10 protein-coding genes are annotated in these 11,850 nt (G+C 70.3%); 5 read left to right on the top strand and 5 right to left on the bottom strand.

The window, feature by feature from the left end:
* Position 1 precedes the first annotated feature (1 nt).
* Entirely contained in the window at positions 2 to 1,033 is a 1,032-nt protein-coding gene (locus OG568_RS29540; protein ID WP_329533741.1) for a helix-turn-helix transcriptional regulator, read from the top strand.
* 82 nt (positions 1,034 to 1,115) lie between these two features.
* Here the strand turns inward: OG568_RS29540 and OG568_RS29535 are convergent, their stop codons facing one another.
* The gene (locus OG568_RS29535) at positions 1,116 to 1,715 is read right to left on the bottom strand and encodes a TetR family transcriptional regulator (RefSeq protein WP_329536488.1); all 600 of its coding nucleotides are present in this window, start codon (positions 1,713 to 1,715) and stop codon (positions 1,116 to 1,118) included.
* A gap of 566 nt (positions 1,716 to 2,281) precedes the next feature.
* Positions 2,282 to 3,283 carry a sigma-70 family RNA polymerase sigma factor gene (locus OG568_RS29530; RefSeq protein ID WP_054233096.1) on the bottom strand — a complete coding sequence of 334 codons (1,002 nt, stop codon included), beginning with the start codon at positions 3,281 to 3,283 and terminating at the stop codon, positions 2,282 to 2,284.
* A gap of 169 nt (positions 3,284 to 3,452) precedes the next feature.
* Between OG568_RS29530 and OG568_RS29525 the strand changes: the two genes are divergently transcribed.
* Entirely contained in the window at positions 3,453 to 3,992 is a 540-nt protein-coding gene (locus OG568_RS29525) for a GNAT family N-acetyltransferase (protein ID WP_329533740.1), read from the top strand.
* A gap of 67 nt (positions 3,993 to 4,059) precedes the next feature.
* Here OG568_RS29525 and OG568_RS29520 read toward each other — a convergent pair whose 3' ends face one another.
* On the bottom strand, positions 4,060 to 4,821 hold the full coding sequence (locus OG568_RS29520; RefSeq protein ID WP_329536487.1) for a dioxygenase family protein: 762 nt from the start codon (positions 4,819 to 4,821) through the stop codon (positions 4,060 to 4,062).
* A 178-nt stretch (positions 4,822 to 4,999) separates the two neighbouring features.
* Here OG568_RS29520 and OG568_RS29515 point away from each other — a divergent pair, with 178 nt between their 5' ends.
* Positions 5,000 to 5,509 carry a MarR family winged helix-turn-helix transcriptional regulator gene (locus tag OG568_RS29515; RefSeq protein ID WP_266583044.1) on the top strand — a complete coding sequence of 170 codons (510 nt, stop codon included), beginning with the start codon at positions 5,000 to 5,002 and terminating at the stop codon, positions 5,507 to 5,509.
* Between the two features lie 153 nt (positions 5,510 to 5,662).
* On the opposite strand, the gene OG568_RS29510 is transcribed toward OG568_RS29515, so the two are convergent.
* A complete protein-coding gene (locus OG568_RS29510; RefSeq protein ID WP_266583046.1) occupies positions 5,663 to 7,213 on the bottom strand; it encodes an MFS transporter in 1,551 nt (516 codons plus the stop codon).
* Positions 7,214 to 7,400: 187 nt separating this feature from the next.
* Positions 7,401 to 8,045, bottom strand: a complete 645-nt coding sequence (locus tag OG568_RS29505; RefSeq protein ID WP_266433722.1) for a TetR/AcrR family transcriptional regulator — start codon at positions 8,043 to 8,045, stop codon at positions 7,401 to 7,403.
* A 499-nt stretch (positions 8,046 to 8,544) separates the two neighbouring features.
* Here OG568_RS29505 and OG568_RS29500 point away from each other — a divergent pair, with 499 nt between their 5' ends.
* Positions 8,545 to 9,819 (top strand): M6 family metalloprotease domain-containing protein, encoded by a 1,275-nt coding sequence (locus OG568_RS29500; RefSeq protein WP_443077888.1) that lies wholly within the window; start codon positions 8,545 to 8,547, stop codon positions 9,817 to 9,819.
* Between the two features lie 104 nt (positions 9,820 to 9,923).
* A complete protein-coding gene (locus OG568_RS29495) occupies positions 9,924 to 11,708 on the top strand; it encodes an IclR family transcriptional regulator domain-containing protein (RefSeq protein WP_329533739.1) in 1,785 nt (594 codons plus the stop codon).
* Positions 11,709 to 11,850 lie beyond the last annotated feature (142 nt).

Below are 11,850 nucleotides of genomic sequence, written 5' to 3'. Positions count from 1 at the left end.
CATGACGACGGACACCCCGGCCCGGCTCCTCCAGCTCCTCTCCCTCCTCCAGACGCCCCGCGAATGGCCCGGCGGCGAGCTCTCCGAGCGGCTGGGCGTGTCCCGGCGTACCGTCCGCCGCGACATCGACCGGCTCCGCGAGCTGGGCTATCCGGTGCAGGCGACGAAGGGGGCCGACGGCGGATACCGGCTGGTGGCGGGCAAGGCGATGCCGCCGCTCGTGCTCGACGACGAGGAGGCGGTGGCGATCGCGGTGGGGCTGCGGGCCGGTGCCGGGCACGCGGTCGAGGGCGTCGACGAGGCGTCCGTACGGGCCCTCGCCAAACTGGAGCAGGTCCTGCCGTCCCGGCTGCGCCACCGTGTGTCCACGCTCCAGGCCGCGACCACCCCGCTGACCAGCGGGGACGGGGCGAGCATCGCACCCGAGACGCTGACCGTGATCGCCGCGTCGGTGGCCGGGCGGGAACGGCTGCGGTTCGCCTACCGCTCCGGGGACGGCACCCCGTCACGACGGCTGTCCGAGCCGTACCGCCTCGTCTCCACCGGCCGTCGCTGGTACCTCGTCGCCTACGACCTCGACCGCGACGACTGGCGCACCTTCCGCGTCGACCGGATCGCCGAGCCCTTCGCGACCGGCGTCCGTTTCACGCCACGCGAACTGCCGACGGGGAGCGCGGCCGAGTACCTGCGCCAGTCGATGTACGGGCGCCAGGAGACGTACGACTTCGAGGTCACCTTCGCCGCGCCCGCCGCGTTCGTCGCGGCCCGCCTGCCCAAGTGGCTCGGCGCGCCCGAGCCGATCGACGAGCACAGCTGTCTGCTGCGTTCCTCCGCCGGGGACTCCGTGGAGTGGCTCGCGGTACGGCTCGCGATGGTCGACTGCGAGTTCACGGTACGGCGGCCGGCGGAACTGGTGGGGTGTGTACGGGAGTTGGGCGGGCGTCTGACTCGAGCGGCGGGTGGCTTCCAGGACGGGCCGGAAGACGGGCCGGAGGGCGGTCGCCCGGATGGGCGCGGTGTCAGGGCCGGGTGAGTCCTCCGCGTGAGTCCAGCACGTGAGTCCTGCGCGGGCCCGACCGATCCGCGGCGCGCTCACACGGCTCCCCACGGCGCGTTCACACGGCTCCCCAGGGGAAGTCGCTCAGGGCTTCCAGATGGCGTACCGCGAGCGCGACCGGCCCGGCCGGACCGTCGGCCGGCTCGTCCCCGGCGGCCCAGGCCTCCACCGCCACGCGAACGGCCGCACCGGCCACGGCGGCACCGAGCCGGAACTCCGTCCCGCCACCGGCCAAGGCACCCGCCCCGCCGCCCGCCGCGGAGGCCCTCGCCTTCAGCACCTGTGCCAGTGTCCGCTCCGCCCCCTGACACGCCTCGCCCCACACCCTCAGCAGCGCCGGGCTCCCCTCGGCCAGCCGGAGCAGGGCACGGACCCAGTCCATGGACTCCGGCCGCACCCCGACGCCCGGGGTGAGGGTCTGGACGACGGCGTGGCGAAGCGCCTGGGGCACGGACAGGTCGGCCGGGGCGTCGCGTACCGCCTCGGCCCACTTCTCGACGCCCGCGTGGAAGAGCGGGGCGAGGGACTCTTCCTTGCTGGCGAAGTAGCGGTAGAAAGTGCGGGGCGCGACACCGGCGGCGCGGGCGATGTCCTCGGCGCGGGTGGCACGCAGACCGTGCCTCATGAAGAGCCCGGCCGCGGCCCGCGCGATCTCCATCCGGGTGGCGGCCTTGCGTCGCTCCGTGAGCGAGAGCCCGGGAGCGGCGGTCGCGCGGTCGGTACCGGTCACGGACGGCAGGTTATGCCCCTGTGGCACAATCTGCCATCCGGGTCACCCCGGGGTTCAGGTACGGGGTGGCCCGTCGGCCTGCCCGAAAACCACCGCTCCCCGGGACGCGAGTCCGGAACAAGTCCCCAACCACTCCCAACCACCCGCAACACCCCCGACGAACCCTGAACAAAAAGGAGCCGAGCCCCGGCGCCAGGGGGGGGAAGGCGCCGAAGCTCGGCTCTGGAGAGTCCCGGCGCGGGGGGGGAGTGCGTCGGGACTCGGTTCTGGGGGGTCTTGGGGCTGCGCCCCGGGACCCTGAACCCTGGGCCCTGAAGTCTTGTGCCCAGAGCCCAGCGAGTTAAGCGGCGTTACATGGCCATGTCCGATCGACTTATGGCCGAGCTCGAACCATCGGATCCGTCAGATCCGACGGATCCGTCTCGAACCCGTACGAACCATACGTGGCACACCGACCGTATGAACCATGCGAACCGCACGAACCGCGGACATTCTTAAGCCGCCGCGTCAAAACCGGTGTCGCGGGCCAGCTTCTTCAGCTCCAGCAGCGCGTGCTTCTCGATCTGGCGGATGCGCTCACGGGTGAGCCCGTGCTCCTTGCCGACCTCCGTGAGCGTGCGCTCCCGGCCGTCGTCGATGCCGTACCGCATCTTGATGATCGAGGCCGTGCGCTGGTCGAGGCGGCCGATCAGGTCGTCGAGCTCCTCGCTGCGCAGCAGGGTGAGGACGGACTGCTCGGGCGAGACCGCGGAGGTGTCCTCGAGGAGGTCACCGAACTGGGTGTCACCGTCGTCGTCCACCGACATGTTCAGCGAGACCGGGTCGCGGGCCCAGTCCAGGACGTCCGTCACACGCTCCGGGGTCGAGTCCAGCTCGGCGGCGATCTCCGCGTGCTCGGGCTCCCGCCCGTTCTTGCGGTTGAACTCGCGCTGCACCCGGCGGATGCGGCCCAGCTCCTCGACCAGGTGCACGGGAAGGCGGATCGTGCGCGACTGGTCGGCGATGGAGCGGGTGATGGCCTGACGGATCCACCACGTGGCGTACGTCGAGAACTTGAAGCCCTTGCGGTAGTCGAACTTCTCGACGGCGCGCACCAGGCCCGCGTTGCCCTCCTGGATCAGGTCGAGCAGGGGGAGGCCGCTACGGGGATATCGCCGGGCCACGGCGACGACCAGCCGCAGGTTGGAGCGGATGAAGACGTCCTTGGCCCGCTCCCCCTCGGCGACCAGCGCCTCGAGCTCCTCGCGGGTCGCGTCCGCCTTGGGGGCATCCACCTCGTCGTCGAGGATCTGCCGCGCGAACACACCCGCCTCGATGATCTGGGAAAGCTCGACTTCCTTGGCGGCGTCGAGCAGCGGCGTACGCGCGATCTCGTCGAGGTACATGCCGACCAGGTCGCGGTCGGCGATTTCGCCGCCTACGGCGCGAACACTGCGTGCCGCGTCGGTGGTCTCGCCGGTGGCGGACTGACGACGGGCGACGGCACGGGTTGCCATGCGTGCTCCCTTGCGATGGTGGGCTTGCGGGTCCTAGTGGCGGCTCGGACACTCTTCCGAGTGCCCGGCATCCGAAGGAAACAACGACTGGAATCCGGACAGAATTCCCAACCCGCCCCCCTACTTTTCTGACCATGCAGTACCCTGTGCCGCCACAGTGGGAGGTCGGATGTCAACGGAACGTACAGAGGTGCAGGTCAGGCCAGGAGGCGAGGCTGACCTCGACGCCCTCACAGCCATCTACAACCACTATGTTCGCGAGACGCCCATCACATTCGACACTGCTGTCTTCACCCCGGAAGAGCGTCGTCCTTGGCTGCTCTCCCACCCTGAAGACGGCCCGCACCGCCTGATGGTTGCCACGGACACGGACTCACAGGGGACTCCCGGGAACGCACAGCGAATTCTGGGATACGCCACTTCCAGCGCCTTCCGCCCCAAGCCCGCCTACGCCACCTCCGTCGAGGTCACCATCTATCTCGCCCCGGACGCGGGCGGGCGCGGCGTCGGCACGTCGCTCTACAAGGCCCTGTTCGACGCGCTCGCCGAGGAGGACCTGCACCGCGCCTACGCCGGCATCGCCCAGCCCAACGAAGCGTCCGTGCGGCTGCACGAACGCTTCGGGTTCCGGCACGTCGGCACATACCGGGAGGTGGGCCGGAAGTTCGGCCGGTACTGGGATGTGGCCTGGTACGAGAAGGACCTCTAGGCCGGCCGAAGCGGGAGCCTCCAGGCATCACCCGAAGCGGAGACCTCCAGGCCGGCCGAAGCGGACCTCAGCCGAACTGCACCGACCGCTTGGCCAGCCCCAGCCAGAACCCGTCGATCACCGACCGCTGCTCGTCCAGTTCGCCCGTCGCCTCCGCCGCGCCCATCGTCACGAAGAGCGGGGCGAAGTGCTCGGTGCGGGGGTGGGCGAGCCGGCCCGCCGGGGACTTGCGGCCGAAGTCCAGCAGGGCGTCCCAGTCACGGGCGTCCAGGGCGCGGTGACCCCAGTCGTCGAACTCCACCGACCAGGAGGGGATGCCTCCCTGGCGCAACGCGGCCAGGTTGTGGGTGAAGAAGCCGGAGCCCACGATCAGGACACCCTCGTCACGCAGCGGCGCCAGCTTGCGCCCGATCTCCATCAGCTTCACCGGATCGAGGGTCGGCATCGAGATCTGCAGGACAGGGATGTCGGCGTCGGGGAACATCTCGACGAGCGGGACGTACGCACCGTGGTCGAGGCCGCGGTCCGGGATGTCCTGTACGGGAATGCCGGGGGCGCGCAGCAGCTTCCTTACGGACTCGGCGAGTTGAGGGGCGCCGGGAGCCGCGTACCGGACCTGGTAGTAGTGCTCGGGGAAGCCCCAGAAGTCGTAGACGAGCGGTACGGTCTGGACCGCTCCGAGGGCCAGCGGGGCCTCCTCCCAGTGGGCGGAGACCATCAGGATCGCCTTGGGACGGGGCAGCGCGGCGGACCAGGCCGCCAGTTCTCCGGGCCAGATCGGATCGTCGGCGAGCGGCGGGGCGCCATGGCTGAGATAGAGGGCGGGCATGCGCTCGTGCGGGGCATGCCCCTCGGCGACGGCGGACGTGGCGGCAGACACGGCGGCTACTCCCTCCGGGGGTCGATCGTAAGACCGATTGGCCAGTTATTTGAAGTCTCAAGATCTCATGCAGAACCATACTCCCGATTTGTTTAATATTCAAGAAGGGGCTCGTACAGTGGAGTCCATGAACACGGCACCCGCTTCCGCTGAAGAGCCGCGCTGGCTCACCGACGAGGAACAGCGCACCTGGCGTGCGTACATGAACGCCGCCACCCTCCTCGAGGACCATCTCGACCGTCAGCTGCAGCGCGACGCGGGCATGCCGCACGTCTACTACGGCCTGCTCGTCCAGCTCGTCGAGGCGCCGCACAGAAGGCTGCGGATGACCGAGCTGGCCATGAGCGCGAAGATCACCCGCTCACGTCTCTCGCACGCGATCGCGCGCCTGGAGAAGAACGGGTGGGTGCGCCGCGAGAACTGCCCCTCCGACAAGCGGGGCCAGTTCGCGGTCCTCACCGACGCCGGTTACGAGGTGCTGAGCAAGGCCGCGCCGGGCCATGTCGGCGCCGTGCGGCAGGCCTTCTTCGACCGGCTCACGCCCGAACAGCACGAAGCCCTCGGCGAGGCCATGCGGATCATCGCCGAGGGGCTGCAGCCGAAGGACGCGGGCGCGGACCTGCCTTGGTTGCGTTGACGGGGCTGACGGGGGGTGGACGCGGGTCCGCCCCGGCTCCGACGAACTCGGAACCGGGGCGGACCCTGGGACTCGTACGGGCGAGGCGTCCCCACCCCGCGCCCGTACGCGAAGCACCGGAGGTACCAGCGGCGGTACCGGCGGTACGGGTGATCAGTGGGCGATCACCGGCACCTTGAGCTCGTCCTCGACACCGTCGCCCGCACCGGCGGCCGCGGACATGTCCGGACGGCCGGTGTTGACGAGGGTCGCGGCGATCGCGGCGGCGACCACCAGGATGCCGACGGCGAACCAGATGGCGTTGGTGTAGCCGTTCACCATGCCCTGCAGCTGGACGATCTGCTGCTGCGACTTGGAGGCGGCACCGGCGATGTGGTCCTTGATGTACGAGGTGGTCGCCGAGGCGGCGATCGTGTTCAGCAGGGCCGTACCGATCGCGCCGCCCACCTGCTGCGAGGTGTTGACCATCGCGGAGGCGACACCGGCGTCCTTCGGCTGGACACCGTACGTGGCCAGGGACATGGCGGGCATGAACGCCGTACCCATACCCAGGCCGAGCAGCAGCTGGGCCGGGAGCAGCAGACCCGCGTAAGAGGAGTCGATCTCCATCTGGGTCAGCAGCAGCATGCCCAGGGCGGCCAGCGCGAAGCCCGGCGCCATCAGCAGCCGCGGCGGGACGCGGGTCATCAGACGGGCACCGATCTGGGTGGAGCCCGTGATCATGCCCGCGATCATCGGCAGGAAGGCGAAGCCGGTCTTGACCGGCGAGTAGCCCTTCACGATCTGCAGGTAGTAGGTCAGGAACAGGAACAGACCGAACATCGCGATGATCGCGAGGCCGAGCGAGAGGTAGACACCGCCGCGGTTGCGCTCGGTGATGACGCGCAGGGGCAGCAGCGGGGCCTTGACCTTGGACTCGGTGAAGACGAAGGCCGCGAGCAGGACCGCCGAGGCGACGAACAGGCCGATGGTCGTGGAGTCGCTCCAGCCGTCGGACTCGGCACGCGTGAAGCCGTAGACCAGGGAGACCAGGCCCAGGGTGGAGAGGATGACGCCCGGGATGTCGAGCGGCGAGCGGTTGCGGCCACCGGCCGGCTCACGGATGACGAAGTACGCGCCCAGGGCGGCGATGATCGCGAACGGGATGTTCACGAAGAAGGTCCAGCGCCAGTTCAGGTACTCGGTGAGGAAACCGCCGAGGATCAGGCCGACGGCGCCACCGCCACCGGCGATCGCACCGTAGATGCCGAACGCCTTGGCGCGCTCCTTGGCGTCGGTGAACATCACCGCGAGCAGCGAGAGCGCGGCGGGGGCCAGGAGAGCACCGAAGGCGCCCTGCAGGGCGCGGGCGCCGAGCAGCATCGCCTCGCTCTGCGCGGCGCCGCCGATGGCGGAGGCGCCCGCGAAGCCGATCAGACCGGTGACAAAGGTGCGCTTGCGGCCCCACAGGTCGGCGATACGGCCGCCGAAGAGCAGCAGACCACCGAAGGCGAGGGCGTAGGCCGTGATGACCCACTGCCGGTTGCCGTCCGATATGCCCAGGTCCTGCTGGGCGGAGGGCAGCGCGATGTTCACGATGGTCGCGTCGAGGACGACCATCAGCTGGGCGAGCGCGATGAACGCGAGCGCTTTCCAGCGGTTGCTGTGTGCGTCGGCGAGTTCGGCCGCCGACTTCGCCGAGGCTGAGGTGCCTGTTTCAGACATGGGGATACCCACTCCGGTACTTCGCAGTGAAAAAAGGTGAGGGAAAGTCACGGGAGCCGGCGGCTCGTCTTCGTAGACGGCCGCAAGCTTCCGGAAGCTTGTCGGACTAAGGACCGGCGCTGTGCCCCGATCTCATCGGTCGCGCTGGTCTGGGTGGTCTGGCTGGTCTGGCTGGTCTGGCTGCTGGTCAGGCTGTTCGCAGATCCTCCACGGTGACCGCCACCCCCAGCAGTACGGAGCGGGCCGGTGCCCGCAGACCGTCCAGGAACAGCTGCAGATGACGGTGTACGAAGCGGTCGATGCCCTGGCACGCGGTGCCGGGCAGCGGCCGGGTGAGCTGAGTGACGGCGATCATCAGGTCGCCGAATTCGACATCGGGCCGCAACTGCCCGGCCTCTCGGGCGCGCCCCATCAGCGCATCGATCAGCTCCACGGTCCGCCCGCGTGCGGCGAACAGATCCGGATGGTTCTGATCAAAGGCTTCGGAGAGCATGGGGCACAGGGCGCCGATCCGCTCGTCCGCCGCGAAGTGCACGAAGTCGCTCAGCGCCTGGAAGGCGTCGCCGCCCTCGGCGAGAGCCGACTCGATCCACTCCGACGTGCGGTCCATGACCGAGCAGACGACCTCCCGCGCGAGCGCGTCGCGGTCCGGGAAGTTGCGGTACACCGTGGCGTTGCCGACACCGGCGCGGCGGGCGATCTCGTCGAACGGCACATCGGGGCCGAACTCGACGAACATCTCACGCGCGGCGGCGACGATCCGCTCCCGGTTGCGCAGGGCATCGGCCCGGGGCCGGGGCACGCGACGCTTCACGGGGGTGGCGGTCTCCACGGCGTACTCCTCAGACGTAGGTGTAGGAAGACTGTGGCGCGATCCGGGGAATCCGTCCCCGTTTCGCTCGGACACATGGCTAAACGGGGAAACCGTCCCCGGTTATTTCCCGCATTCCGAGAGATGTGGTGTGACCTACGTCACGGGGGAGTGGGGGCGCGGGGGCGCGGTGCGGGGCTGAGCGGGGGACGCGGCGCGCGGCAGAGCATCCGTGGCGGCTCCCCGTAGAACATCCGCTGGGGCTCCCGGCCGAGCATCCGGCGCGGCTCGCGGCTCGCGGCTCCGCAGCCGCCCCGCCCCCGGCCCAGGGCCAAACCCCCGCGACCAAACTCCCGCGGCCAAACCTCTGACGCCGCTCCCGTCACCCCTCCCCCGGCAAGAAACCCACGTTCGGGCTCTTCCAGCGCGCGGTCGCGCATCCCCCGCCACAGGGTGATCGCACAGGGTGCAGTCGGTGACCGGGCGGCTGCCGTGAGCGAAGGGCCCCTGTATGCAGCCGATGCAGGCCACCAGCCGCCGGATACGCTCGCGCCGCGTGGCCGCCCTCACCACGGTGACTCTTCTGACGCTGGCGGTCAGCACCTCCGCCGGCACCGGGCACCTCTCGGCGGGCTCCACGACGGCGGGCTCCATCGCGCTGGCCCGCTCCACGGCGCTCGGTCCCTGCATGATCAGCGGCGCGATGGGCGTACAGATGGGAGAGGGCATACCGACCCAACCCGGATACGCCCGCTCCACCGGCACCGTCCGAGCCCTCACCCTGATGGTCGACTTCTCCGACGCCCCCGGCCCGGGCAGCGCACTCGACCGGCTCGCCGAGTTCTTCCCGCAGACCCAGAACTGGTTTCGCACCAGTTCCTACGGCCGCCTCGACTACCGCCCCGAGACCCCCATCCACCACTGGCTGCGCATGCCCAAGCCCTTCAAGGCGTACGGCATAGAACGCGGCGCCCCCTTCGACCCCGGCTACCGCGACCTGGTCCAGGACATAGTGGCCACGGCCGACCCCGAGGTGGACTTCCACTCGTACGACCTCCTGAACGTGCTGGTGACGCCGAACGCCGGGCCCTCCGCCCTGGACACCGTCCTGTCCGTCACCTTCGCCGGCAACACCGAGGCGCCCATAGCCGACGGCGTCCCCGTCTCGAACGCGTCCTTCGTCTACAGCCGCCAGGACGACGGCTCCGGCTCCTACGCCGAGACCGGCTACCGAGTACTCCCCCACGAGAACGGCCACACCTTCGGTCTGCCCGACCTCTACACCCAGGAGGGCGGCGGCGCCGTCGGCCACTGGGACATCATGAGCGAGGACTGGGGGGCCGACAACGACCTCCTCGGCTGGCACAAGTGGAAACTGGGCTGGCTCGACGAGTCGCAGGTCAGATGCGCCGCGTCGCCCGGGACGGCGGAGTACACCCTCACCCCGCTGTCCCGTCCCGGCGGCGAGAAACTGGTCTTCGTACCCACCGGCACCAAGACGGGGTACGCCTTCGAACTGCGCACCCGCGGCGGCAACGACTCCGCCGTCTGCCGCCCCGGCATCCTCATCTACAAGGTCGACGCGGGCGTGGACACCGGAAACGGCCCCATCACCGTCTACGACTCCAAGCGCCACAGCGGCGGCTGCACCCGCAGCCCCAACGTCCACGCGGAACTCTCCGACGCCCCCTTCGCCCCCGGCGAGTCCTTCAAGGACCCCAAGGCCGGCATCACGATCTCGGTCACGGCGGTGGATCCGAAGGGCGACTACCGGGTGTCCGTCACACGCCGCTGACCGGCCGCTTCCCCGCCGCTCCCGGTCTCCGACCTGCTGACCTGGCCGTACAAGGACTACGGTGTCTCTCCTGAGTCTCTTCAGAGATCCACAGCGGAGAGCCCATGCCACCGAACGTCGCGCCGCCCCCCGGGACCGGCACCAGCAGCGCCGAGGCCGCGGTGCCCGCCGAGGCCGTCACCCCCCTCATCCGCGGTATCGCCGTACTGCGGCGGCTGACCGACGCCGACGGAGTGTCCAGCCTCAGCGGTCTGGAGCGGTCCACCGGGCTCGCGCGCTCCACCGTCGACCGGATCACCGCGACCCTGGCGCGCCGGGGGTACGTACGCCTCGACGGCCGGGACGCGGTCCTGGCCCCCCGTCTGATGGAACTCGGCAACGCCTACCTGGCCGCCCTGCGCCTGCCCCGCCTCCTCGACGCGCACGCCGACGCCCTCGCCGACGAACTCGACGAGTCCGTCTCGCTCGCGGTCGGCGACCAGGACGGCATCCGCTTCATCCACCAGGCGACCCGGCGCCGCGCCATGTCACTGAGCTTTCGCATCGGCGACCTGCTGCCCGCCGAACGCACCGCGCCCGGCCCCCTGTTCGCCACCGAATGGGACGAACGGGAGTGGGCACGGTGGCGCGAGCGGCGCGCGTCCGATCCGGAGGACCGGGGGTTTCCGGCGGTCCCGGCCCGAAGCCGCCCGATCGAGTACGGCGAGGACGACCGGGACGCCGAAAAAGACAGACGCGCCACGAACGACACGACGAAGGAACAGGGCGTCGGCCGAGGCACACGTCGGCTGCCCACCCTCGGCGAAGACTTCGAGCAGCGTACGGCCGAGGCTCGGGAGGCCGGCTGGGCGCTGGACGACCAGCTGATCGAACCGGGGCTGGTCGCGATCTCCATGCCCGTACGCGAGGCGGGCCGCATCGCCTGTGTGGTGAGCGTGGTCAGCCACACCAGCCGGCACACCGCCGCCGATCTGCGCGACACCCTGCTGCCCCGGCTGCGCCAGTCCGTCGCAGCGATGGAACGGGAACTGCGCGAGACACAGCGCGCCGAATCCGCCGCGCCCCGTACCCCCACCGCCCCCACCGGCCTCGCCGTCTGGACCGGCGCCTCCAAACAGGAACTGGGCCGGGACTTCATCGAGTCACTGGCCCGGGGCCTCACCGTGATCACCGCCTTCGGCGAGGACCGCGCCGAACTGAACCTCACCGAGGTCGCCCAGGCCACCGGGCTCGCCCGGGCGACCGCCCGCCGCGCCCTGATCACCCTGGAACACCTCGGATACGTCAGCACGCACGACCGCGTCTTCCGCCTCACCCCCCGTGTGCTGGGCCTCGGCTTCCCTCCCCTGTCACGGACCTCGCTCGCCGAGATCGCCGCCCCGCACCTCACCGGACTCTCGCAGCGGCTGCACGACTCGGTGTCGCTGGCGATCCTGACCGGCGGCGAGGTCCAGTACACGGGCCGCGTCTCCACCAGCCGCATCATGAGCGCCCACATCGCCATCGGCACCCGCCTGCCCGCGTACCCGACCGCGCTGGGCCGGGTGATGCTGGCGGACCTGCCCGAGCCCCCGCTCACCGAACTGCTCCCGTTGACCCCCCGCACGATCACGGACCCCGCTCGGCTGAAGGCCGTACTGAAGCGCGTACGGGAAGAGGGATACGCCCTCGTCGACGAGGAGTTGGAGGTGGGGCTGCGCTCCATCGCGGTACCGGTGCGCGAGCGCGGTGGACGGGTCGTCGCCGCGGTCAATGTCGCGATGCACAGCAGCCGCCGTACGCCCGAGGAGTGCGTCACCGAGGTGCTGCCGGAATTGCGGGCCACGGTGAGCCGGATGGAGGAGGACCTGTGGGTGGCGGGACGGTTTCGCCAGGTACCGCGGACGTGACGCGTCAGCGCGTACCCCCTCCTGACGACCGTTCGCCCCGCCCACCAGGAAGCTCGCCGACATCGCACTGGTGAAGGCGTCCCGGCCGGAGCCGGCGACAAGATTTTCCGGTACGGCCTGGACCGCATCCAGGCCGGCCTGC

This window comes from Streptomyces sp. NBC_01450 (assembly GCF_036227505.1).
Taxonomy (GTDB): domain Bacteria; phylum Actinomycetota; class Actinomycetes; order Streptomycetales; family Streptomycetaceae; genus Streptomyces.
Note: the sequence above shows the minus strand (reverse complement) of the source record. Positions and strands in the feature narration are given on the sequence as shown.

Excerpts from the sequence above, each read along its gene's own strand:
- OG568_RS29535 (WP_329536488.1), bottom strand. The coding sequence starts at position 1,715 with ATGGAGATCGCGCGGGCCGCGGCCGGGCTCTTCATGAGGCACGGTCTG.
- OG568_RS29495 (WP_329533739.1), top strand. The coding sequence starts at position 9,924 with ATGCCACCGAACGTCGCGCCGCCCCCCGGGACCGGCACCAGCAGCGCC.
- OG568_RS29530 (WP_054233096.1), bottom strand. The coding sequence starts at position 3,283 with ATGGCAACCCGTGCCGTCGCCCGTCGTCAGTCCGCCACCGGCGAGACC.
- OG568_RS29500 (WP_443077888.1), top strand. The coding sequence starts at position 8,545 with ATGCAGGCCACCAGCCGCCGGATACGCTCGCGCCGCGTGGCCGCCCTC.
- OG568_RS29525 (WP_329533740.1), top strand. The coding sequence starts at position 3,453 with ATGTCAACGGAACGTACAGAGGTGCAGGTCAGGCCAGGAGGCGAGGCT.
- OG568_RS29510 (WP_266583046.1), bottom strand. The coding sequence starts at position 7,213 with ATGTCTGAAACAGGCACCTCAGCCTCGGCGAAGTCGGCGGCCGAACTC.
- OG568_RS29520 (WP_329536487.1), bottom strand. The coding sequence starts at position 4,821 with ATGCCCGCCCTCTATCTCAGCCATGGCGCCCCGCCGCTCGCCGACGAT.
- OG568_RS29515 (WP_266583044.1), top strand. The coding sequence starts at position 5,000 with ATGAACACGGCACCCGCTTCCGCTGAAGAGCCGCGCTGGCTCACCGAC.
- OG568_RS29540 (WP_329533741.1), top strand. The coding sequence starts at position 2 with ATGACGACGGACACCCCGGCCCGGCTCCTCCAGCTCCTCTCCCTCCTC.